General features: G+C 49.3%; 20 protein-coding genes. 7 read left to right on the forward strand and 13 right to left on the reverse strand.

Annotated elements, in window-relative coordinates; genetic code table 11:
• The first annotated feature begins 77 nt into the window (after window positions 1–77).
• Window positions 78–674, forward strand: coding sequence for a GNAT family N-acetyltransferase (locus tag H6G50_RS11595; RefSeq protein ID WP_190716331.1), 597 nt, complete (start codon window positions 78–80; stop codon window positions 672–674).
• A 210-nt stretch (window positions 675–884) separates the two neighbouring features.
• On the opposite strand, the gene grxC is transcribed toward H6G50_RS11595, so the two are convergent.
• From grxC to H6G50_RS11610, 3 genes are all read right to left on the reverse strand, one after another.
• On the reverse strand, window positions 885–1,154 hold the full coding sequence (gene grxC, locus H6G50_RS11600; protein ID WP_190716333.1) for a glutaredoxin 3: 270 nt from the start codon (window positions 1,152–1,154) through the stop codon (window positions 885–887).
• Window positions 1,155–1,210: 56 nt separating this feature from the next.
• Window positions 1,211–1,960 carry a TIGR00297 family protein gene (locus H6G50_RS11605; RefSeq protein WP_190716335.1) on the reverse strand — a complete coding sequence of 250 codons (750 nt, stop codon included), beginning with the start codon at window positions 1,958–1,960 and terminating at the stop codon, window positions 1,211–1,213.
• A gap of 79 nt (window positions 1,961–2,039) precedes the next feature.
• Window positions 2,040–2,999 carry an FTR1 family protein gene (locus tag H6G50_RS11610; RefSeq protein ID WP_242032794.1) on the reverse strand — a complete coding sequence of 320 codons (960 nt, stop codon included), beginning with the start codon at window positions 2,997–2,999 and terminating at the stop codon, window positions 2,040–2,042.
• Window positions 3,000–3,238: 239 nt separating this feature from the next.
• On the opposite strand from H6G50_RS11610, the gene H6G50_RS11615 reads away from it, so the two are divergent.
• Window positions 3,239–4,924, forward strand: coding sequence for an NAD(P)H-quinone oxidoreductase subunit 4 (locus H6G50_RS11615; RefSeq protein WP_190716336.1), 1,686 nt, complete (start codon window positions 3,239–3,241; stop codon window positions 4,922–4,924).
• Window positions 4,925–5,037: 113 nt separating this feature from the next.
• Here the strand turns inward: H6G50_RS11615 and H6G50_RS11620 are convergent, their stop codons facing one another.
• From H6G50_RS11620 to H6G50_RS11630, 3 genes are all read right to left on the reverse strand, one after another.
• Window positions 5,038–5,550 carry a hypothetical protein gene (locus H6G50_RS11620; protein ID WP_190716338.1) on the reverse strand — a complete coding sequence of 171 codons (513 nt, stop codon included), beginning with the start codon at window positions 5,548–5,550 and terminating at the stop codon, window positions 5,038–5,040.
• A gap of 106 nt (window positions 5,551–5,656) precedes the next feature.
• Window positions 5,657–7,534 (reverse strand): ShlB/FhaC/HecB family hemolysin secretion/activation protein, encoded by a 1,878-nt coding sequence (locus H6G50_RS11625; RefSeq protein ID WP_190716340.1) that lies wholly within the window; start codon window positions 7,532–7,534, stop codon window positions 5,657–5,659.
• A 234-nt stretch (window positions 7,535–7,768) separates the two neighbouring features.
• A complete protein-coding gene (locus H6G50_RS11630) occupies window positions 7,769–8,086 on the reverse strand; it encodes a hypothetical protein (RefSeq protein WP_190716342.1) in 318 nt (105 codons plus the stop codon).
• Window positions 8,087–8,704: 618 nt separating this feature from the next.
• On the opposite strand from H6G50_RS11630, the gene H6G50_RS11635 reads away from it, so the two are divergent.
• Window positions 8,705–9,463: a sigma-70 family RNA polymerase sigma factor gene (locus H6G50_RS11635; protein ID WP_190716344.1), complete on the forward strand. Its 759-nt coding sequence runs from the start codon at window positions 8,705–8,707 to the stop codon at window positions 9,461–9,463.
• 36 nt (window positions 9,464–9,499) lie between these two features.
• Here the strand turns inward: H6G50_RS11635 and H6G50_RS11640 are convergent, their stop codons facing one another.
• Both H6G50_RS11640 and H6G50_RS23865 read right to left on the reverse strand, forming a co-directional pair.
• Window positions 9,500–10,642, reverse strand: a complete 1,143-nt coding sequence (locus tag H6G50_RS11640) for a HAMP domain-containing sensor histidine kinase (protein WP_347239922.1) — start codon at window positions 10,640–10,642, stop codon at window positions 9,500–9,502.
• A gap of 170 nt (window positions 10,643–10,812) precedes the next feature.
• Window positions 10,813–11,364 (reverse strand): peptidoglycan-binding domain-containing protein, encoded by a 552-nt coding sequence (locus H6G50_RS23865; RefSeq protein WP_199302825.1) that lies wholly within the window; start codon window positions 11,362–11,364, stop codon window positions 10,813–10,815.
• Window positions 11,365–11,766: 402 nt separating this feature from the next.
• Between H6G50_RS23865 and H6G50_RS11650 the strand changes: the two genes are divergently transcribed.
• The gene (locus H6G50_RS11650; protein ID WP_190716346.1) at window positions 11,767–12,009 is read left to right on the forward strand and encodes a hypothetical protein; all 243 of its coding nucleotides are present in this window, start codon (window positions 11,767–11,769) and stop codon (window positions 12,007–12,009) included.
• Window positions 12,010–12,070: 61 nt separating this feature from the next.
• Here the strand turns inward: H6G50_RS11650 and H6G50_RS11655 are convergent, their stop codons facing one another.
• The 3 genes from H6G50_RS11655 to H6G50_RS11665 form a co-directional block, all read right to left on the reverse strand.
• Window positions 12,071–12,940, reverse strand: coding sequence for a 6-carboxytetrahydropterin synthase (locus H6G50_RS11655; protein WP_190716348.1), 870 nt, complete (start codon window positions 12,938–12,940; stop codon window positions 12,071–12,073).
• Window positions 12,941–13,107: 167 nt separating this feature from the next.
• Window positions 13,108–13,509, reverse strand: coding sequence for a hypothetical protein (locus tag H6G50_RS11660; protein WP_190716350.1), 402 nt, complete (start codon window positions 13,507–13,509; stop codon window positions 13,108–13,110).
• Between the two features lie 470 nt (window positions 13,510–13,979).
• Entirely contained in the window at window positions 13,980–14,678 is a 699-nt protein-coding gene (locus H6G50_RS11665) for a pirin family protein (protein ID WP_190716352.1), read from the reverse strand.
• A gap of 221 nt (window positions 14,679–14,899) precedes the next feature.
• On the opposite strand from H6G50_RS11665, the gene H6G50_RS11670 reads away from it, so the two are divergent.
• The 3 genes from H6G50_RS11670 to H6G50_RS11680 all read left to right on the forward strand — a co-directional run bounded on the left by H6G50_RS11670 (window position 14,900) and on the right by H6G50_RS11680 (window position 17,406).
• Entirely contained in the window at window positions 14,900–15,244 is a 345-nt protein-coding gene (locus H6G50_RS11670; protein ID WP_190716354.1) for a helix-turn-helix domain-containing protein, read from the forward strand.
• 206 nt (window positions 15,245–15,450) lie between these two features.
• Window positions 15,451–15,804 carry a DUF565 domain-containing protein gene (locus H6G50_RS11675; RefSeq protein WP_190716356.1) on the forward strand — a complete coding sequence of 118 codons (354 nt, stop codon included), beginning with the start codon at window positions 15,451–15,453 and terminating at the stop codon, window positions 15,802–15,804.
• Between the two features lie 12 nt (window positions 15,805–15,816).
• The gene (locus H6G50_RS11680) at window positions 15,817–17,406 is read left to right on the forward strand and encodes a DNA phosphorothioation system restriction enzyme (RefSeq protein ID WP_190716358.1); all 1,590 of its coding nucleotides are present in this window, start codon (window positions 15,817–15,819) and stop codon (window positions 17,404–17,406) included.
• Between the two features lie 608 nt (window positions 17,407–18,014).
• On the opposite strand, the gene H6G50_RS11685 is transcribed toward H6G50_RS11680, so the two are convergent.
• Entirely contained in the window at window positions 18,015–20,240 is a 2,226-nt protein-coding gene (locus tag H6G50_RS11685; RefSeq protein WP_190716361.1) for a S8 family serine peptidase, read from the reverse strand.
• 109 nt (window positions 20,241–20,349) lie between these two features.
• Window positions 20,350–21,537 (reverse strand): caspase family protein, encoded by a 1,188-nt coding sequence (locus tag H6G50_RS11690; protein WP_190716363.1) that lies wholly within the window; start codon window positions 21,535–21,537, stop codon window positions 20,350–20,352.
• Between the last annotated feature and the right edge of the window lie 80 nt (window positions 21,538–21,617).

A 21,617-nucleotide genomic window follows, 5' to 3' on the forward strand; every position in this document is an offset into this window, starting at 1 on the left:
CTATGCCTAAGATTGTCAATTTGCACCAATATTCGAGAAAAGAGCGCAAAAATCCTCATTCTGCAAGGGGCAGATTCATGAATGCAACTGCACAACCCACTATCGCAACCGAGCGCCTAATTTTACGCCCTTTTACTTTAGATGATGCGCCGGACGTTCAGCGTTGGGCAGGCGATCGTGACATTGCTGCCTCAACTTTACGCATTCCCCATCCCTATCAAGATGGATTAGCCGAAGCTTGGATCGGTTCGCATCCTCAAGCTTTTAAAGAAGGGAAAGCCGTTCATTTTGCCGTCGTCGCGCGCGAAACAGAGCAATTGTGCGGTGCAGTCGGACTCGGACTTGATATCGCTAATATCCATGCCCAACTCGGCTATTGGATTGGCAAACCTTTTTGGGGACGAGGCTACTGCACTGAAGCAGCTAAAGCTACGGTTCGCTATGGTTTTGCCGCCCTAAAATTGCATCGTATCTATGCCAACCACTTTACGCGGAATCCGGCTTCGGGACGAGTCATGCAAAAACTGGGCATGATGCACGAAGGGTGTCTGCGCCAGCATACTTGGAAGTGGGGCAATTTTGAAGATGTCGAACAGTACGGTTTGCTCAAAGCCGAGTGGCAATCGATGCGTTTTTTAGAAAAACCTAGAGCGATAGAAACCCCTCACAATTGATCGCAAGGGATATAAAAGTACAAAGGTGGGCAATTTTGCTCACCTATAAGTAGAGACTTCGCCTTAAGGAAGCAATGAATTTGTACGAACGTTGTCAATTATCCATTGTCGAATGGCACTGACTTAAGGCTGGTGGGCGCTGCCCACCCTACGAAATATCAATGCTTTGGGTGATTTTTCAACTCTTATTTCAGTGCCATTCATCCATTGTCAATTATCAATACTGGCTTGTAACCAGGAATCTAACTCGCCGCGATCTTCAAGTTCGTGCAAGTCATCGCATCCGCCGACGTGACGGTCGTTAATAAAAATTTGAGGCAAGGAACGCCGTCCGTTTGCCCGTTTTGCCATTTGAGCGCGCGCCGTTTCGTCGCCATCGATGCAATACTCAGTGAATTCAACTCCTTTTTCCTTGAGTAATGCTTTGGCTCGAATACAAAAGGGGCATCGACTCCAAGTATAAATTTCAACTTTTGCCATACGGTTTGCTACGAAATATTAATTTATAGTTAATATTAAACTCTATTTTGCCTTTTTCAGGTATAGAGATTAAGACTTATAAGGGCAAGGCGCAAGGCGATCGCGACGGCAGCCCCGATCGCGGTATTAATAATATTAACCACTTCATTGGTCAGCCAATCGAATTTTGCTTGTAGGGTTGCACCGATAACGCTTTCTAGGTTAGTGGCGACAAAGGCAGCGAGAAGACAGCACAGAATATCCCACGGCGCGATTAACCTAATTGCGAGCGCCAAAACCGCGATCGCGCCCGAACCAACAATTCCCGCGATCGTTCCCTCCAAGCTTACCGCGCCTTCGGTTCCCCTGGCTACGGGTTGCAGCGTCGTAATCAAAAAAGTGCGTTTTCCGTAAGCTTTCCCAACTTCACTCGCTGTGGTATCCGAAAGTTTGGTACTGAAACTCGCCACGTAACCCAGAATAGCTAAAGCGCGCGCCGTAGGAGGAATAAATAAGGTTGCTAGCGCGCAAATTGCTGCCGTTAGCGCCGAACCCCAAACATTTTCCGGTCCGCGCGCGCCAGAACGCTTTTCGGCAATGCCTGCGGCTTCTTTTTCCTTCATTCCGATATAGGTTACCGCCGAACCGACTAAAAAATAAAAGGCGACGACAACGTAACCCTGCCATCCTAGCGTTCCCCACACGATAACGCCTAAGAGTCCGGCATTGAGAATCCCAGCAGGAGTCAGTAACTTTTTGGGGGCGAACCACACCAAGCTTAATAAAACGGTGTTAAGCAGGATGCCGACAATCCAAGGATTTGTCATGTTAATGAGTTATGAGTTATGAGTTATGAGTGGTGAGTAATAAATTACGAACTACGAATTACGAATTACGAATTACGAATTACGAATTAGTGTTAAGTTCTAAACTGCGAAAATAAATGCTGCCGACCCAGCCGAGAAAGGCAAGATAAGCGATCGCTTGACCTAAGAATAACGTTTGTCGGTAGCCGAATAAGGTTTTTAGCAAAATTCCGGGAAATTGTTTGTCGGGTAGGGTTTGCGAGAAGTCCCACAATTGCGGCCCTAATAGGCAAGATGCACGATTAGAGAAGCATAATACTGAATATTGCGGGTCGATTTGTCCTGAAAGCGCGATCGCGGCATCCAAATGCTTGAGCGCACCGATAACTAAACCGCCGACAATTAACAGTAAGAAAATTCCCATCACTTGGAAAAAGCGGCGGATGTTGATTTTAACGCCGAAGCGAAATAGGGCAAATCCCATCAACGCCGCAGAAGTTAGCCCTAGTATCGCACCGACAGCCGGAGAAACCCAGCCGCGCTGAAATTGGGCGGCAATAAAGAGGACGGTTTCAAAGCCTTCTCGCGCGACGGCGATAAAAATGAGGGCAAATACGCCCCAAGCTGCATTGTTAGTATTTTCTAATGCTGCCGCGATCGCGCCCTCGACTTCTGCTTTTAACGACTTCGCTTGCTGCGTCATCCATACCAGCATCCAACTCAACATCGCGATCGCAAAAATTCCCAATCCCGCTTCCAACAATTCCTTAAAAACCGGCGCGTATAGCGCATTTGAGGCAGCAAGTTGTTGGAGAAGGCCACCTAAGATTGCTCCAAGCAACACCGAAGCTAAAATACCACCGAGAATGCCCAATTGCACCGAGCGATACAGTTGCGTTTGCTGGGCTTTTTGCAAACAAGCACAGACAATCCCCACCACTAAAGCCGCTTCAAACCCTTCTCGTAGCGTCACTAGGAAAGTGGGTAAAGCGGCACTCGACGCGATCGCATTTAACCCCAATCCCCCTCCAGTCCCCATAAGCATCGTAGCTGACAACATCTTCTCTTCTGTCTCCTAAACTTTCAGATGCGCGACTTGACGCAACTTAAGCAGTCTTCTACCAACCTGGATCGAGAGCGCTCCCTCCTTATCTTGACACGCTTTACCAAGTTCGTTCGACGCTCGATACGCTTACATTTGATATTTTTCACAAAAATCGATCCCAAAGATCTATTTTACAATTGTTCACAAAACTTAGTAGAATAGAGGCAACACACAACTAAGTATTTTTGCTCACCATGACAGCGGATGGATTCCCCTGGCTGACCGCGATTGTTTCGCTCCCTCTCATCGCATCCTTAATCATCCCCATCGTCCCCTCGAAAGGTGGCAAGCGAGTGCGTTGGTATGCCCTGAGCGTTGGCATCGCAGACTTTGTGCTCATGTGCTTCGCTTTCTCCCAACATTACGACGCGAGCAAGTCAACCTTTCAAATGGTTGAAAAATTCGCTTGGATGCCTCAATTAGGTTTAAACTGGACGCTTTCTGTTGATGGCGTTTCGATGCCCCTAGTCTTGTTAGCCGGATTTGTTACGACTTTAGCCATGTACTCCGCTTGGCAAGTCAATGTCAAACCCCACCTCTTCTACTTTCTGATGTTGGTGCTGTACTCGGCTCAAATTGGGGTATTCGTCGCCCAAGACTTGCTCCTGCTTTTCATCATGTGGGAGATCGAACTCATTCCGGTTTACCTGTTGGTTTCCATCTGGGGCGGGCCGAAACGTCGCTACGCTGCAACTAAATTCCTACTGTATACCGCTGCTGCTTCCATTTTTATCCTCGTCGCAGCATTAGGAATGGGACTTTACGGCGGCGGCAACTTAACCTTTGATATCGTCGAACTCGGTGCGAAAAATTACCCCCTCGCCCTCGAACTTCTTTTATACGCAGGATTGCTCGTTGCCTTCGGGGTTAAACTTGCAATCTTCCCCCTCCACACTTGGCTTCCTGACGCGCACGGCGAAGCTTCTGCACCTGTCTCGATGATTTTAGCGGGTGTGTTATTGAAAATGGGCGGCTACGGCTTAATTCGCTTAAACATGGGACTGTTAGGCGACGCTCACGTTTACTTTGCTCCGATTCTCGCAACCCTCGGTGTCATCAACATTATTTACGGCGCGCTAACGTCCTTCGGACAGGCGAATATGAAACGCCGTCTGGCTTACTCCTCTGTCTCTCATATGGGCTTCGTGCTGCTGGGTATCGCTTCCTTTACGGACTTAGGCATTAGCGGCGCGATGCTACAAATGCTATCCCACGGCTTAATCGCTTCCTTATTGTTCTTCCTGGCGGGCGTAACTTACGATCGAACTCACACCCTGATGATGGACGAAATGAGCGGTATCGGCACGCTGATGCCCAAAGTTTTCGCCCTCTTCACCGCTGGCGCGATGGCTTCCCTCGCCCTACCCGGAATGAGCGGTTTCGCTAGCGAACTTTCGGTGTTCGTCGGTTTAACCACCAGCGATATCTACAGTTCTTCCTTCCGTACCGTGACTGTCTTCCTCTCAGCGGTTGGATTGATTCTCACGCCGATTTATCTGCTGAACTTGCTGCGCCAAGTCTTCTATAACTGCGGTTCCGATCTCAGTTGCGGAATTTCGCCGGCCAACAAGAACGGAAATGAAGAGGCGGTTTGTTTCGGAACCAGTTGCGTATTACCTTCAGAAGCGCATTACAACGATGCTAGCCTGCGCGAGGTGTTTATTGCCGCTTGCTTCTTAATTCCGATTATCGGGATTGGGTTCTATCCCAACTTGGCGATGAAGGTGTACGATGCAACGACGGTAGCAATTAATGCTGAAGTTCGTCAGGCTCATACGGAAATCGCCCATACTAATCCTCGAATTTATGCTGATAATGTGTTATCGCTGCCCTCAACGTTAAAGCCTGAAGTTGCAACGCTTGCGGGTATTGTCAAATAAAGTTTCGAGACTCTCTGTTTAAATGCGATCGCACCCCAAAAGTGCGATCGTTTTTTTGCTTAAACTTCCCTATTTCCCGCTCGGAGAAAGGAAAGACCTTTAGCCTCGCCCCCTTAGCGGATTTGCGTAATGCGCAGGGTATAGGGGAAATATTTATCTTTTTGGTAGGAACCGATCCAAATTTCGTAGGTTCCTTCTTGCCATTGACCGCCAATCCCGGGATTTTTGCCGGTGATATCGTCGTTGCACCAAGCGCCGCCGGGACCTTTAACTGTCATGGTGGTGTCTGTGTCTTCGGAACTATTAACTTCAATGCTGAGAAAGTCAAAAAAGCTGGTGAGCGTAAGGGTATGATCGGGGGAGCTATCCATAAAGCCGACGCAGGGTCCGGTGGCTGTCTCAGCGCGCCCTGAAATTTCGCGAGCGGGAAACTGACCGCCGCTAATCCCGCGCAGGATAACGGGATCGGGTGAAAAGCTGGGGCTGACGGTGGCGTTTTCAAAGATAGGGGGCGATTGCGCAAGCGCACGTTCCGAGCATAACTCGAAGGCAATTCCTGCAAGCGAGGCGAGAAGGGGGAGGGAGAAGCGTTGAAGTTGGCGGTTGCGAGAGACTGAGTTGACCATGCCGGGTTGCGAATAGCGCGTTGATAGAGTGGTGGAAAACTAGACGATTGCGATTGACGCGAAGCGCGAGACATTTGTTTCGTTTGAAATCGCTCGAATCTGCATCTTAAAATAAACGATAGCGAAGCGAAAAGTATAAGCCATTATCCTGCCAGGTGCGCCGTTGAGTATTGGTTGAGGTTAGGGGAATCCCCCAATCTAAACGCATCTGCAAGCGATCGCTTTGTTCCCAGCGCAGTCCCAAACCGATCCCGGCTATCGTTTCGGTGGCTGTCGCCCCATCTGTCGCCCAAGCTAAGCCAAAATCGACAAAGGGCGAGACTTGCAGCAGTCCTTGAATGCTGGGAACGCGCAAAATGGGAATGCGCCCTTCTGCCGATACTAGCCAACCGCTGTCGGCGAGGGCATAATCTTGGCGGTAGCCGCGCACGGTATCGCTGCCTCCTAAGCCGAACTGTTCTAAGGTTAGCAGGGAGCGATCGGCAATTTGCAAGTCGGTTCGCAATAACAGGAGTGTTTCGGGGGCAAGCAGTCGCACCCATTGCGCTTGTCCGCGCCAGGTGAAGAAGTTGCTGTCGGGCGGATCGGCGTTTTGAGTGGAATCGAACCAGGGTACGCCGAAACTGAATTGGGAACGCGCGGCAAACACTTCGCGATCGCTGCGATTAACCCATTCTTGATAGAAGCGCAGGGCAGTCACCTTGGTGCGTCCTTCGCTATCGGCTCCGGGAGAGAGGGGAAAGCCATCGAGATCGGGTAAGATGCCGAGGGCGGTTTGACTGGTTTGGTGGGAGAGGGTAAAGCCGAGGGCGAATTCTTGATTGGGGGTTTGCAGCAGGGGTTGGCGCAAGCTGAGTTCGTAGTAGCGCGATCGCGAGGTGATATCGAGGATTTCAAAGGCGGGTTCGATGACTTTACTCAGGGAAGTCCCAAAGGAAAAGCGTAATGTGCCGTTGCGCGGATTGAGGGGGACGGTATAGCTGAGATCGAGGCTATTGCTGCCGTCGGTATTGCTATAACTGGCGCTCAGGCGATCGCCGATCCCCAGGAAGTTGGCTTCTGTTGCTTCGACACCGCGCCGAAAACTGCCGACATTGGGGGAACGGCTGTTATTGAGGACGACATCGAAGTTAAAGGTTTTGGCTTCAGCGATTGTAACGTTGAGAACATTAAAGCCAGTTCGCGTTCCTGCGGATAATTCCGCCGAAATACTACCAATTAGGGGATCGAGTTGCAGGAGTTGCAAGCCTTCTCGCAAGCGATCGATGTTTAAGGGAGTATCGGCGGCGAGGGCGAGGCGACTTTCGATATAACCGGGATTGAGTCGCCGCGTTCCCTGGATGTTGATGGCTTCGAGTCCCCCTTCAATGACTTGAATGGTTATGGTTCTGTCGGTTAGTTCTTGGGGGGGAATGATTGCACCCGTTGTGATGTAGTTGCGATCGATATAGTATTGAGCGATCAGCGATCGCACCTGCAAGAGTTCGGCAAAGCTCAGCGGGCGACCTAAAAAATCTTTGGTTATCTCGTCAACTTCTTCCTGCGACAAAATCGTGCTGCCCACCACCTCGAAGCGATCGACCTCAAAAGGTGTAGTGTCTGCTTGGGGCGGCGGAGTTTCAGGCATCGTTCCCGGCGGCGGCAACAACTCTTCGGGCGGCGGCAGTTGCGGCGGCGACTCGGGCGCGGGCTGCGGCGCAGTCGAAGGCGGTTCTGGTGGAAGCGGCTCGATCGCGGGCAAATTTACACCCGGCACTGTTACCGGGCGCTGAGCCATCTCAAAATTCAATTCCGAGCCATTGACAATTTCTAAGTCTTGTGATATAAACCTTTTTTCCGGTGGGAAGGTAGCTTCGTATTCCCCTTGCTGCGCTGTCGCTCCTGCGATCGCTTCTCCAACACCCAGCCCAGAAATGTGAACCCACGCACAAACTGCCCAGACTCCAACGCGCGCCAAGGGATTGAATCTGATGTTAACGGGCATAGACAACGTTTGATCCTAAAGTTTTGCCCCCGCGAGCGGTAGAAAGCCTCAATGCCTCAAACCCTTTTGTATCTTACCGTCTAAAGCCCGGTTTTTAGGCAGTAATTAGGAGATAGGGTAAGCTCAATTCACCCATTCAGGACTTTAAAATCCAAATTGAAGCAACCGGGAGACGGGAGGACGGCGCGAGCGTTCTTCTCACCTCCGAACCCCCAACTCCCAATCCAGTTCGGATTAACGGCTTGAAGTCGCGGTTTTATCCGGAAACGGGCGCTCCAGCGATAATTTCCGAGTTTCTGCCCCTTCATCGAGCGGTTCAAACTCAATGCGATTGAGCAAAGTCGTGACGAAAGCAAATAACAGAAAAGGAAGAGACAGCACTAAGATAATGCCAATCGTCGCGAAGGCGTAAGGTTGTCCCGTACTGCTCCACAGCGCCAGCGTCGCCGCCAAGCTCAAGAAAATGACGATTAGCCAGACGATGATTTGACCGTAAATATCTCCGAAGGTCAACGTGCATCTGAGGCGATATTTCGGTAGCTCGTTATCCATATACTTCTCCTAATAGCTCTCAATCATGATTTTCTAGCGTATAGCGAGCTATTTTTTTAGGGACGTATCTAAAGGTTTTTCTCAGAATTGCTGGTGAGGGGGGCGGGGGTGAGGGGGTGAGAGGGTGAGGGGGGGACGGGGGGAGGGGGAGACTGGGAGACTGGGGGACGGAGTGACGGGGTGACGGGGTGACGGGGTGACTTGGAGAGAAATTCTAACAGTCGTTCAAGTGTTTATTATTCACAATTCCCCATTCATTATAGCAGTTTTCACATGGATGAGGTACACTCAGCGGGCGAATACCATTCGCCCCTACCGATTTGATTTTTGGAACTGTACCTCACGCAAACGAAAAACGCTATATTCATTATTCACTATTCATTAAGCCGGGGTGACGGGCTAAATGTTGGCTGAAATCGGGTTCTGAAAAACTGAGCCAAAAAGTGAACCCAACGATTGAGCCAATCGGTCGCAGATATCCAGACAAACTATAGACAGAGAAAAAAAGAGCCGTCCGGAAAGCACGCCCGAACCCGGATCGTAGCTCTCCTTAGAGAGGGTAAACACAAAGCGTCCCAAAGCGATCCTTGATTCCACTGCACCCACCCACAAAAGCCAATGAAAACGCCGAACTTCCGCATCGCCGAACTTCTTGCCAGTTACGCTCGCAACCCTTCTATCGAACTGCGCAATCAACTCGTTAAGCTCAATACGGGTTTAGTCCGCAAAGTGGCTTATCAAATCAGCAGGCAATCGGCGGAACCCTACGAAGATTTATCGCAAGTCGGTTATATTGGTTTGATTCTCGCGATCGAACGCTTCGACGGACGCAAAGGATATGCTTTCAGTTCCTTCGCCATTCCTTACATTCGCGGCGAAATTCTCAACTTTATTCGCGATCGCAGCACAACCCTAAAAATTCCGCGCCGCTGGCAAGAACTCTACCGCAAAGGCAAAAAGGTGCGTGGAGAACTCGCACTTTCTCTCGGATATCAACCCTCAGAAGATGGCGTGGCGCGCGCCCTCGGCGTGACCCCGCAAGAATGGCGCGAATGCAAGAGCGCGGCGCAAAATCGCTTCCTCGTGAGTTTGGATGCAACCGCGAGCAAAGATACGGACAATTCCCTCCCCTTAGAAGAAATACTCGCCGATCCTCGCGATCGCGCCCGCCAAGCTTGGCAAGAAGATCGCCTGCAACTGCAAGGAGCGATGAGTCAACTCGATCGCAAAACCCAAGACGCGATCGAATTCGTTTACCTGCGCGACTTATCCCGCAAAGAAGCCGCAAAACAACTCGGAGTCAGTACCATTACCGTCAGCCGCCACTTGCAAAAAGGAATCAATCAACTCGCCTTGCAACTGCAAACCGCAGTTTAGTTTAAAGGCTGATGATTTTGAATCTTGAATTTGAGCTTACGCCAGGGGCAAGCAAAAACGAAACGTACTCCCTTTTCCTAACTCGCTCTCAACCTCCATCTGCCCGCCTTGCAACTCTACCAAACGCTTAGAAATCGCCAAACCAATCCCCGTACCCCGCGAACCTTTCAATCGTTCGCTACCCGCCCGCCAAAACCGCTCGAAAATGTGGGGCAAATCTTCTGGTGCGATTCCCGCCCCTGTATCGCTAACCGCTACCCAAACCCAATGGCGATCCTGCCAAGCTTTTAGGGTAATGGTTCCATTTTCAGTGTAGGAAATGGCATTACCGAGTAAATTGATTAATACCTGCTCGGCGCGATCGCTATCAGCCGAAACCGCAGGCAACGACGGCGAACATTTTAGCGCGATCGCGGGGCCATCCTCCAACAACTGCTCCGAAAACCGCTCCACCAACGATATCAGCAACGGATAAAGCTGCACCTGCGTCAAACGAATCGGCAAATACCCCGCCTCCGCCTTCGACAACTCCTGCATATCGTTCACCAAACGCTGCAACCGCTTCGTTTCTCGCATTAACCGCTCGTACAACTCCGGGGTTGGTTCGATATGCGCGTCGCTCAAACCCTCCAAATACCCGTGAATCACCGTCAGCGGCGTTCTTAACTCATGCGTCAAATCCCCTACCAACTCCCGGCGGCGCTTCTCAACCCCCTCCAAACTCATCGCCATGCGATTAAAACTCGCACTGAGGCGATTTAACTCCGGAATATCGCTCGGCGGCAAGCGTTTGTCGAGTTGTCCTTCCGCAAACTTTTGCGTCACCCGCTCGATTTGCGTTAGCGGTTTCGTAATCCGTTGCGACACCCAATAACTCAAAATCCCCGCTGTCGTCGTTCCCGCCAAAACCGCCCAAAAGGTACTGAGATTCCAAGCCGTTTCAAAACCTTGCACTAGCGAAGTGCGAACGTACTGCAAACTATATCCTCTTCCCTCCAGACGTTGCAGGTGCAAGACAAAAAAGCGAGGAGACGATAATTTTCCAATCGCCACCAAAGCACCCACCGCAACAATCATCACCAATAGATACGACAGAAACAAACGCGATGCTAACGGCAATGATTTTGTCCAACGCTGACTGGCCATAAAGAGAGGAGAAAGATGATTCTTATCTTTCACCCTAAAACATCTACCTTACTGCTTGCCACTTTTAAATTTCCATCTCAAAAATAAATTTCAAGCAAATTCGACGCTACAAACCGGGTTTCCTCAAATTTATCCTCAAAAGATTAGTTGGAATGAGGAACCCGGTTTCATTAAACCTCCGTGAAATTAAATATTCTATGACGTTATGACGGGTTCAAGGCAGCTTGAGTGTGAGAACCTGCCACACCATCAGCAGGCAAACCGTGCTTGCGTTGAAACGCGATAACCGCAGCGCGCGTTCCCCGCCCAAAAACACCATCAACTGTACCTTGATAGAATCCTGCCTTCTTCAGAGCTTCTTGCAGCGCTCTGACATTCTCCCCTCGGCTTCCTAAGCGCATTGTGCCGTTCGCCGATGCAACCGTTGAGCGATTCGCAGGTGGAGACATTGGCATAGAAGCAGCAGTAGGATTGGAATGAGAAGACGATGAGGTTCCCTGATGATGCGCTCCGTTTGGCATTTGGCTGCGATTGCTGCTGTTCTGAGCGGTGGAATTACTGGGATGATGCGCTCCGTTTGGCGTTTGGTTGCGATTGTTGCCTTTTGGGGCGGATAATTCAACCGCACTATTCGATTGATGTTGATGTACCTTTCCTGAAGGGTTTGTTGTTTCGGCACGAACGGGTAAAGTTATTAACGCGATCGCGGCGATCGATAGGGGGGCTAAATAACCCAATGTGAGTTTTTGTGTCATAAGGAACCTATTCTTTTGTAAGAAGAAAGAGTATTAATTTAAAAACACTCTATGGTTTTCAGATGACATTGCAATGTCAAGATTGTGGCAATCTCATGTTAGTTTTTAGATAAGTTTTTATAAGATTCCTAGATAAGCTCATCTTGTTTTAGCATTCCTTTTAAACTTCAACAAGACTCCGTAATAACTCGTGGTAGGGTTTAACCCCTCAGCCCCTCTAGGAGAAAAATATGATAGTAATATTATAAAGCGTGCTACGAGTTAAAAAATTTTAGTAAGTCCATTGTAAAGCAAGTTCTTACGAGAATTTACTGGCTCGTTAAGGAGAATTTTTGTTATTTATCACCTATCATTCAGTGATTTTATCGGGAGTATCACATCTATCTCTCTCTTTCTCTAGCTATGATGTTTTCTCAATCTTTTTTTCCAGAAGTTCGCGAAACACTTAACGACCTAGAACGTCTCTTTCACGAGCAAAATCAACTTGACCTCAAAGATAAAATTGCCGCTCTTTATTTATTTAAGTTAGGGCGCGCTAAAAATTCTGCCGATCTCGCTCGTATTATCGGACAGGATGTCACAACAATCGAGCAATGGCTTGAAATATACAGCAGACAGGGTTTAAAGGCACTCCTCACTATTTAAATCGTAAAAATGTTCCTTTGTTAACCCCTCTTTCCGCTGGAAAAAGGGGTTTTTATCCTGCTTAATTCGCCAAAGCAGGTTCGCTTTCCCGTGCGAGGCTTAAGGTTTGCGTAGCACGACGGCAATAAATTTCACAGGAATTATTGGGACTTTCAATCAATTTCACCTTATCGAGTTCGACACCGAGTTCTCGCAGCGGTTCCTGAAGAAGATTCGCGATATGAAGTGCAATATTTTCGGCAGTCGGAACAACTTTAGCGAAATAGGGAATATCTTTATTGAGGAAAGTATGATCGAAGGGTTCGATGACGAGTTCGTTGACAACCTTCTGAAAGTCCCCTAAATCCACAATCATTCCCGTGCGGGGGTTCATTTCTCCGACAACACTGACTTCGAGGTGATAGTTATGTCCGTGTCCGTTCGGGCGCGCGCACTTGCCGTAAATTTCGACATTTTCGGCGTAGCTGAGACTATCGAGAGCTAATCGATGCGCGGCGCTAAAATGATTGCTAATTGTCAGTGAAGCTTCCATACCGTTTCCGTAATATTCTGCCCAAAGTTCGGGATGTTCGACAAGTTGAATTTTAACGACGGGTAAGTGAGGGATAAGGCGCTGCCAAATCGCCTTAGCAATATTTTCCGTCGTGGGAAGGGTTTGCTCGAATTCCGGCCACGCCTGATTGAGGTAGGAGAAGTCGAGTTGGCTGGTAACTTCCTGCTTGATGACACGCTTGACATCTGACAGGTTTTGCACCATTCCATAACAATCGAGTTCCTCTTCAAGAGAAACATAGAGAACGTAGTTATGCCCGTGTCCGGGAAAGTTGCTGCCAACGCCAAATTTGGCTTGATTTTCTTCGGGCGTGAGTTCGGGCAACCAATATCGATGGCTTGCAGAAAACTGCGCTCGACGGTGAATGATACATTTCATTGGGTTTGGTGGCGTGCAAGACTTTGTGAAGTTCTGTGAACTCCAGTTTTTACTAGAATAAACGAATTCCCTTTCACTTGACTAGCAAATTACTCGGGAGCGCGGTGCAAAAAATTAACCCGTCCCAAACTTGGAGCAGAGGGCGGGTTCTAGAAGGAATGAAGTATTTACTGGGACAGGGGAAGAGTTTGACTCTCGGAAGTGGCGGGATTGTTGGGGGTGGGGCGTTGTTGCTGGAAAAGTTCGGCTTGCTGGCGGCGGAACTCTGCTGTTGCATTGTCGAGTTTTTTATTGCCGTCTTGCTGAAACTCGCTGAGGGTACGTTGAGGTCCCATAGTAGAACGAAGTATCCAATCCATCGGATTGAAGTTTCCTTGCTCGAGGCCGGTGAAGTTATCGATTTCGTTATTTTGATAGCCTTGAGAGGGCGCATTGGGTGTTAGCTGTGCTGCGGCAGGTCGGGCTAGCCCGCAGGACGCAAAGACTAAAGCAGCGCTCAGACCCAAGCTCGGAACTAAGGCGGGTTTGACAGAGACTATCGACCGAAAAGCTGTTGTTTTGGGGGTCATGACCGTATACCGAGAATTGAGAACGAATCTTAGAAGGGGCGGGGTTGAACCGTATAGCCATTATAGCGGCTGCTTTCGAGCGATCGCATCTCGCGCTCGGGGAACCGATCTCTTTTCCGTTCTTCGTATTAAAGATAGTTTCTACTCAGAATAACGTAAACTTTGGTGTCGGGTTTGTCCGCTGAAGAAGAAAGGGTGATAAATTAAGAATTGAAGCAAGTAAAGCTTCCCTGACAGAGATACCCTAAAAGGGTTGATTGAAAAGAAGCAAAGAGGTAAAACGATTGCCGATTCTATCTGTCTCGTTTCATAACAAAAACAGCAACCTACAAGAACGCTACGATTTCTTCTAATTTAAGCAGCGGGAGCTAAGCAACCGAACAAGTTGTTTGAGTTGAACTCCGTACCGTATTAATTATGAGAAGAAAAGGGTAAGCAAGTCTAGTCTGGTTGCTGTTTTTGCGCGCGTGTTAGGCGAGATCGAAGAGTATCACTTCAGCTTCAGTCTTAGCTTCGAGAACTAAGCGAGTTTGTTCGGAAATTGCGGCTCCATCCCCAGCATTCAGGAGCGTATCGTTAACAGAAAGTTCCCCGCGCGCAACTTGAATCCAAGCATGGCGCTGCGGTTGTAAGGTGTAAGAAAAAGATTCTTTTTGGGGTATCGTTCCTGCATAGAGTTTAGCATCTTGATGCAAGGAAATTGCACCTTCTATGCCGTCTTTTGCGGCGATGAGTTGAAGAGAACTGCCGTTACGATCTTGCTGTAAATCGCGTTGTTCGTAGCGGGGTTCTAAGCCGTCGCGATCGGGAACGATCCAGATTTGCAGGAGATGAACGGGATCGGTGCTAGAAGCGTTGTATTCGCTGTGGAGAATTCCGGTTCCAGCACTCATGTATTGAACTTCGCCCGGTCGAATCGTTCCCCGATTGCCGAGACTGTCTTGATGTTCTAAAGTGCCTTCGAGAACGTAGGTGATAATTTCCATATCGCGATGGCCGTGTTTGCCAAAACCAGCGCCGGGATCGATGCGATCTTCATTAATGACGCGCAAACTTCTGAAACCCATATAATTAGGATCGTAGTAGTTGGCAAAAGAAAAGGTATGACGAGCATCTAACCAGCTATGATGGACATGACCGCGATCGCTAGCGCGACGAATTGAGAGCATTTTTTCCTCCTGATTAAAAGTTTGAGGTGAGCGACGCGATTCGATAAGGATGTGCATTATGGCGCATTGTGTCGGTTCTCCGGAGAGTCAATCTCATAATGCGATCGCGTCTGTGTTTTTTTTGAGCGTTACCAGTTGTGGTGCGTATCTTTAATATAGCGAAAAGGTAGGTATGCTGGGAAGTACGCACTTAAAAGTCAGATAGTTACCTAAACGATACGATGGACGGTTCTACTTCATCAAAACCCCAAAAAAATTGTCCGGCAGAACAAACGCTAGCCGCAATTTCGGGACGCTGGAAACTCTTAATTTTGCGAGAACTCGATCGCGGTACTCAGCGGTTTGGCGAATTGCAACGCGCTCTAGAGGGTATTACTCAAAAAGTTCTGACGCAGCAATTAAGAGAGCTAGAAACAGATGGTTTAATACATCGAGAAGTGTACCCTCAAGTGCCGCCAAAGGTTGAATATTCGCTGACTGCACTGGGAGAAAGCTTACATCCTGTTATCCAACAAATGCACGCTTGGGGTTTGGAACGGGGGGAAGAATTGAGAATTAAAAATTAAAAATTAAGCATTCTACTGTAAGTCATAAGCTCAAATCCAGGCGCTTTTGTCGAGTTTCTCCGATTCGCAACCTCGTCCCCTCTATTATTGGGTAGGAAGCTGGCAGAGTTTGCCTTAGACTGAAATGAATCGGGTAGAGCGTTTTAGCGATCGCTTGATACAATGTTCTCAGTATCCGCGTCTTAACCCTTCAGAGCGTAAAATCGATGCAAAATACTCGTCTCAGCACGTTATTCGATGCTTTTAGCGATCGCATCGTCGGACTCTTCATCAATCCTTGGCGGCGCGTTGCCTTACTCGCAATTGCCCTGCTTACAGGTTTTTTCTTAGGGGGCAGTGCCGTAACCAGTACGGCGGGACAGTTGGCTTACTGGGATGTCCCAGCGGCGGCAGCAGTCACCGTATCCCTAGAGTTAATTAATATTTACGTTTATCGCCGTCCGCCTCGACCCGTGCGAGGAATTTTAACAGGAGGAAAACTCTTTGTCGATACGCTTAATGCGACCAAAATTGGTATTCTTTATGGTCTCTGTTTGGAAGGGTTCAAGTTAAATACTTAAAGTCGAAATGATATGAAATACGAGCGTTCGGCGAATCTCATTGCGAGCGCCGATTTTAATCTTTTAACAAAACCTCTATTAACATTTACCGATTCGGACTGGGCAAATTTAGCGGCAGAATTTGCGCGTTCTTCCCGGGCAATTAATGCCAAAGAAAAGGGCGGCGCGTACAAAGTTAAGGAAAACATTACGCCATCGACAGAATTTTATCGAAGTCTGCCGCCGGGAGTGCCGCGCTTGTTGCCTTCTCTTCAGTTGCGGGACTACCAGCGAGAGGCAGCGGTGCGATGGATAGAACATCGCGGTCGGGGGACGCTAAAGATGGCAACCGGAAGCGGCAAAACAATCGTCGCGCTGGCGATCGCGGCCGAACTTTACGCTAAAATTGGCTTGCAAGTTTTACTCGTTATATGTCCTTATCGTCACCTTGTCGCGCAGTGGGGGCGGGAATGCGAGCAATTTAATTTACAACCGCTTCTAGCTTTTGAGAGCGTTCGGACTTGGCACGAACAGCTAACTAACCAACTTTATAACCTTCGCGCTGGTACGCAGCCTTTCCTCACAATTATTGCGACGAATTCTACCTTTGTTAGCGAAAATTTTCAATCGCAATTGCAATTTTTACCTGAAAAAACCTTAATTGTCGGAGATGAGGCGCATAATTTAGGTTCGGTGCAATTAGAAGCTAGTTTACCGCGATCGATTGGCTTGCGTTTGGCGCTTTCTGCTACGCCGGAACGCTACTTTGATGAGGGGGGAACCGATTTGCTGTTGGATTATTTCGGCGCGATCTTACAGCCGGAGTTTACGTTAAAAGACGCGATCGCGCAAGGCGCACTGGCCCGCTACAACTACTATCCCCTCTTCGTCGAACTAACTCCCGCTGAAGCTTGGAGTTATGCCAAACTTACCAAACGTATCGGCTGGGCGCTTTCGGAAAATGAGGGTTGGGAGACTAATCCTACTGTAACCGCTTTGTTGATGCAGCGATCGCGCCTCGTCGGTTCCGCCGCCAACAAACTCAACGCCCTGCGCGAACTGATGCTTCCTCGCCTCAATACCACCCACACCCTCTTTTATTGCGGCGATGGTAGCGTCGATGTCACCCGCGAGAGTGAAACCGGATTTGCTAGCGTTCCCAGCAGCAAGCGCCAACTCGCCGCTGTCGCCCGCTTGTTGGGTTCGGAATTGGGATATCGCATTAATACCTATACCGCCGAAACCCCGCTTGCCGAACGGGAGGCGATGCGCGCGCAGTTTGAACGGGGAGAATTGCAAGGGTTAGTGGCGATTCGCTGCTTGGATGAAGGGGTTGATATTCCCGCCATTCAAAATGCCGTGATTTTAGCTAGTACCGGCAATCCGAGGCAATTTATCCAGCGTCGGGGGCGAATTTTGCGCCCTTATCCGGGAAAGGAACGGGCGAACTTATTCGATACTATCGTTTTGCCGCCGGAGTGCGATCGCGAAACTTGGGAAGTCGAACGCAATTTGTTACGAAAAGAACTCAAACGCTTTCTTGAATTTGCAGAACTTGCTGAAAATGCAGGAGAAGCAAAGCAGAAATTATTCACAATTCAGGAGCGATTTGGGCTTGAATGATTATGCTATGAATCTTAATGATTTGTGCTTTAAAAATATCGCTCAATTCTCAAATTGATAGCACTATAGCAGTTTTTATATGGATGAGATACACCTAGCGGGCGAATACCATTCGCCCCTACGAAATTGCGTTTGATTTTGAGACGATTTTATTGAAATGTGCTGCCATAAATTGAGGCAAAACATTGAATCAAAGCTAAGTTTTAAGCTTGCCGGTCTAGTAGGGTGGGCAGCGCCCACCAGCCAAGACTTTGGTGCGTTTATAGACTGATTCTATAGGATTTTGCATGATTTCTCAAGAGGGCATAGCAGCGATCATTAGCATCAACTTAGGGTGAAACACTTAGCCCGCCAGGAACTCAAGTTCCTGGCTAATAGCTGAAACCCGTTGAAACGGGTTAGATACATCTGAATTTCCCAGTCCTATAAATGAGGACTTGAGCTATTAGCCTTGGGTTTGAACCCAAGGCGGGCTGCGCGAGCAGGTTTAAGCTTAATTAAGTTGACACCAATGAGCAGTGCTATGCCCCTACAGTATTGCGTTTAATTTTGAGGCAATTTTGATTAAATTTCTTTACTATAAATTGAGGCAAAAAAATGACTTGAAGTTACGGATTCGTTACCGCTTTAACTGCGGCTTCAGCATTCAACAAACCGCTGCCGAAGAAATAACGATTGGCAGAAGGGACGCGATTTTTACCTTGTTGTTGATAAATTTCTTGCTCTTGGGCGGTTAACTTCAAACCATCGTAACTGGCGGTTTTATCGAGAATGTTGAGAATTTGGGCGCGAGTGAGGCTGCGCTGTAGATCTTTGCCTTTCACGAGCGCGATCGCGCCTGCTACCATTGGCGAAGAAAAGGACGTTCCCGTCGTCCAGCGATAGTTACCCCGCGCGTCCAAATTTGGTCCCCAATCGGGAGTAATTTTTGCTGTCGGAATGTCGCTCCAAAAAGCATCTAACCCCGTTCCTCCCGTGGTTAAAATACGCCCTAAAGGACGCGGTTCGGAGTTGTCGCCACCGGGGGCGACGAGGGTAAGCGCTTGTCCGTTGGGGGTTAAACCGTAGTTGCTGTAAGGCGCGCGATAGCCGGAGCGATTGGTTGCACCGACTGCAATTACGCCATCGATCGCGGCGGGATAGTTCAATTGTCCGCGATTTTCGTTACCGGCGGCAGCAACGATAACTAACTTGGGATTTTTTTGCAACAGTTCGGAGATGAGTTCGATTTCGCCGCGCGCCGGAAGCCCAGAACCCAAGCTAATGTTAACGATCTCCGCACCCCGCGCCACAGCATAAGCGATCGCTTCTAAATACCCACTCAAAGAAAAACTATCGTTAATCCCCATCACCCGCACGGGCAGAATTGTCGCCTTCGGAGCAACGCCAATCGTTCCTTCTGTGCCGACAGGACGCGCCGCGATCGCACCCGCTACCATCGTACCGTGGAAATCTCCGGCGACTTGATTGGCAAGGCGAGATCGCACCAACTTCGCAACTTCTGCTTCCGAAGCTTTAGCATTTTTGCTCTGAATATCTTGGTACGTTTCGGGATACTTCTGCCGCAGTTCCGCTTCCGCCAGCAAAAAGGAATCTGCAAACTGAGGGCGAACGAGGCGCAATTCCGCCTCGCTGATGCGCGTGTCGGGATCGTTTTCAACAAAATCCCAACCGTGGACTTCCCCCGGAAGCGCATTGCTCGTACTAACCTCGTATAGATTGGGAGCGAGATCCGGGCGATCCCACTGAATCCAACTATCGATAATCGCAATTGTCACCCCTTCCCCTTGGTTGCTTAGCTGCCAAGCTTCAGGCGCGCGAATATCGACGCGCGGTTGGCTGAAATTGCTCGTTGGTTCGCTTTGCAAGCATTTGCCCACAGGTTCGGCGAGTCCGTCCGATCCGGCAGTCGTATGTTTGAGGCAGGTAGAAAGCGGGAGACTGTTGAGATACCATTGCATCGGTAATAGAGAAGCCGAAGCAACAGCACTTTCATTAGCCAACAGCGCCACCTCGCGATTGACCAAGGTTTGGATAAAATTGGGCGTAGCCGACTGAATTTTGGCAACGCTGTTGAGTCGCTCGACAACGCGCAACACTTCCAGTCCGGTAGCAAGGCGGGAGCGCACTAAGTAGCGATTTTCCGCAAAGCGAAACGGGTGCAAGAGTTCCAGTTGATTATCATTGAGAATGGCTTCTCGCTCGCTGTCTGAAAGTCCCGGTTGCAACGTCAGAATAATCTCATTCGGCAAAACAATCGAGCCTTCTTCACTGCCTTTTGCGCCTTGGCGCGCGAGTACGGGCAAGGTGGTTTCGACATAAGGTTGCGCTTCGATGCGCTCTTGCACCCGATTGCTGCCGCCAGAAGTGAAGTTAACTAAAGCGTAGTCTGTGTTTAAGGGACTGACTTGGACGGCGAGGGGTGCTGCAAAATCGGCACTACTACTCTCGGTGGGTTCTACCCCCCCAAAGGGCGTAACGCCTCGAGTCGGACTGCTTGGGGCGGGCGGTTCGACTTGTAAATCTTCTTGCAGTTGTAGGTAAAGCGGAAGTTCGGGGCTGCGTTCTTGCTGAACCTGAAACTCTCCTCCTCCTCCTCGCGTTACTTGCGGACTGCTTTGGGCGAGATCGGGCGCTTTGAAGGATACCGCGATCGCGTCATCTCGAACGACGAGGGGAACTTCGCGATCGAATACCCTGTAAGTTATCGGTTGCTGTGCCGGAGTTTGAGCGTTGGCGCGCTCCAGAAAATGAAGACTGCGAGCGAATATGAGCAGGCAAGCTACCGCCAGCGAGAGGGTCAGGAAGCGTAAGATAGACTTGTTCGTGGTCATTGTCCCCCGCGATCGTCGTTCGCCCAATATTTTAACATTCAGCTTAAAACCGCAATCGAGGCATGACAGAGCAATGTTGTTGCCTCCATTTCGCCGATGATGTCGGGTGTCAATGCACCAGTTTTAAGAGGGTTCCAGGACTAACAGTTTTCTCGATTGTTGCCTCTGCGACTAATCCTTTGCGTCTGGTAAGTCGTACTTGTCCGGAACCGGAAAGCGCTTTGAAAACCATCCCGCGTTCCAGAATTCCCCCATCAATCCCGCCTAACCATAATTTTGCCTGCGTTTGGTTCGCTTCTGTCACGACGGCATCGGCTACTGGATTTGAAGGATTGACAAAATACAAAGGTTGTGTATTGTAGTCGCTATCGGGCTTAACTTCAAACTTTGGGCTTTGACGGTACTCTTTGGGTATTTGAGGCAGGATGCGCGCGATCGCACTTTCTGGCGTTCCATCTTCTTGCCACAGGTATTGCGTCAGCAGGTAGGTAAAAATCCCGGCAGTAAAACCGTTCAATTGTGCATCGGCGGCAGTTTGGTACGGTTGGGCGGCGGCGAGAAGCACGCCTTTGGCAACGCCGCGTCGATACCCTTCGATAAACTCCTCGCGGGAGAGGTTGAGGCGAGATAACCACCGGGCTTGATAGTCTTTTTCAGCTTGGGATAGCTGCAAATTTTTGCCGCCATTGCGCGATCGCGCCCGAAATTCTCGCGTCGCCCCGCCGGAAAAACAGCTATCCAGCACCGCCGTCACGTTCTCGGTTTGCAACGCAGACATCAACAAAAAGAGCGTATGCCCCATAATATCTTTAACTTCGCCACCTTGTTCGGGATATCCCGGTGGCAAGCTCGCATCGACGGGGACAAAAGTCCCGTTGGTTCCAAAAAGAGGATCGGCGCGGTTTGTAATAATTGAATCCGGATCTGAAGCGATAGAACCATGTCCGGAGTAATGAAAAACGACGACATCTCCCGGTTTGGCTTGTTCGATCAGATGCTCTTCAAAAGCATCCAGGATGCCTTGGCGCGTGGCTTGTGCGTCCGTTATGGTAAGAATATCGCTGGGGTTAAACCCAAAGCGGTGAATCAATAGATGTTTTTGTAGCTCGACATCGTTAACGCATCCTGCTAATGCTAATCCTTGTTCGGGATAGGCATTGATACCGACGAGTAGGGCGAGTTTGCGCGATGTCGGCTGGGCGAGAACTTTACCGTAGCGATCGATTTGGTGCAAGCCAAGGGAAGCAAGGACTGCACCCGCAAATTGGAGAAAGGGACGGCGAGATAGAGGATTCATAGCTCTCCAGTAAAAATTACTATATATCTATTTTTCAATTTACCCTGCAACTTAGATGCGCGATCGCCCGTTACAATTTT

The organism is Oscillatoria sp. FACHB-1406 (assembly GCF_014698145.1).
Classification (GTDB): domain Bacteria; phylum Cyanobacteriota; class Cyanobacteriia; order Cyanobacteriales; family Spirulinaceae; genus FACHB-1406.

Bases quoted from the DNA above. Each gene is read 5' to 3' on its own strand.
- H6G50_RS11635 (WP_190716344.1), top strand. From the start codon at position 8,705: ATGAAAACGCCGAACTTCCGCATCGCCGAACTTCTTGCCAGTTACGCT.
- H6G50_RS11680 (WP_190716358.1), top strand. From the start codon at position 15,817: ATGAAATACGAGCGTTCGGCGAATCTCATTGCGAGCGCCGATTTTAAT.
- H6G50_RS11605 (WP_190716335.1), bottom strand. From the start codon at position 1,960: ATGACAAATCCTTGGATTGTCGGCATCCTGCTTAACACCGTTTTATTA.
- H6G50_RS23865 (WP_199302825.1), bottom strand. From the start codon at position 11,364: ATGACACAAAAACTCACATTGGGTTATTTAGCCCCCCTATCGATCGCC.
- H6G50_RS11595 (WP_190716331.1), top strand. From the start codon at position 78: ATGAATGCAACTGCACAACCCACTATCGCAACCGAGCGCCTAATTTTA.
- H6G50_RS11690 (WP_190716363.1), bottom strand. From the start codon at position 21,537: ATGAATCCTCTATCTCGCCGTCCCTTTCTCCAATTTGCGGGTGCAGTC.
- H6G50_RS11625 (WP_190716340.1), bottom strand. From the start codon at position 7,534: ATGCCCGTTAACATCAGATTCAATCCCTTGGCGCGCGTTGGAGTCTGG.
- H6G50_RS11620 (WP_190716338.1), bottom strand. From the start codon at position 5,550: ATGGTCAACTCAGTCTCTCGCAACCGCCAACTTCAACGCTTCTCCCTC.
- H6G50_RS11655 (WP_190716348.1), bottom strand. From the start codon at position 12,940: ATGAAATGTATCATTCACCGTCGAGCGCAGTTTTCTGCAAGCCATCGA.
- H6G50_RS11685 (WP_190716361.1), bottom strand. From the start codon at position 20,240: ATGACCACGAACAAGTCTATCTTACGCTTCCTGACCCTCTCGCTGGCG.
- H6G50_RS11660 (WP_190716350.1), bottom strand. From the start codon at position 13,509: ATGACCCCCAAAACAACAGCTTTTCGGTCGATAGTCTCTGTCAAACCC.
- H6G50_RS11650 (WP_190716346.1), top strand. From the start codon at position 11,767: ATGATGTTTTCTCAATCTTTTTTTCCAGAAGTTCGCGAAACACTTAAC.
- H6G50_RS11610 (WP_242032794.1), bottom strand. From the start codon at position 2,999: ATGTTGTCAGCTACGATGCTTATGGGGACTGGAGGGGGATTGGGGTTA.
- H6G50_RS11665 (WP_190716352.1), bottom strand. From the start codon at position 14,678: ATGCTCTCAATTCGTCGCGCTAGCGATCGCGGTCATGTCCATCATAGC.
- H6G50_RS11630 (WP_190716342.1), bottom strand. From the start codon at position 8,086: ATGGATAACGAGCTACCGAAATATCGCCTCAGATGCACGTTGACCTTC.
- H6G50_RS11670 (WP_190716354.1), top strand. From the start codon at position 14,900: ATGGACGGTTCTACTTCATCAAAACCCCAAAAAAATTGTCCGGCAGAA.
- H6G50_RS11615 (WP_190716336.1), top strand. From the start codon at position 3,239: ATGACAGCGGATGGATTCCCCTGGCTGACCGCGATTGTTTCGCTCCCT.
- grxC (WP_190716333.1), bottom strand. From the start codon at position 1,154: ATGGCAAAAGTTGAAATTTATACTTGGAGTCGATGCCCCTTTTGTATT.
- H6G50_RS11675 (WP_190716356.1), top strand. From the start codon at position 15,451: ATGCAAAATACTCGTCTCAGCACGTTATTCGATGCTTTTAGCGATCGC.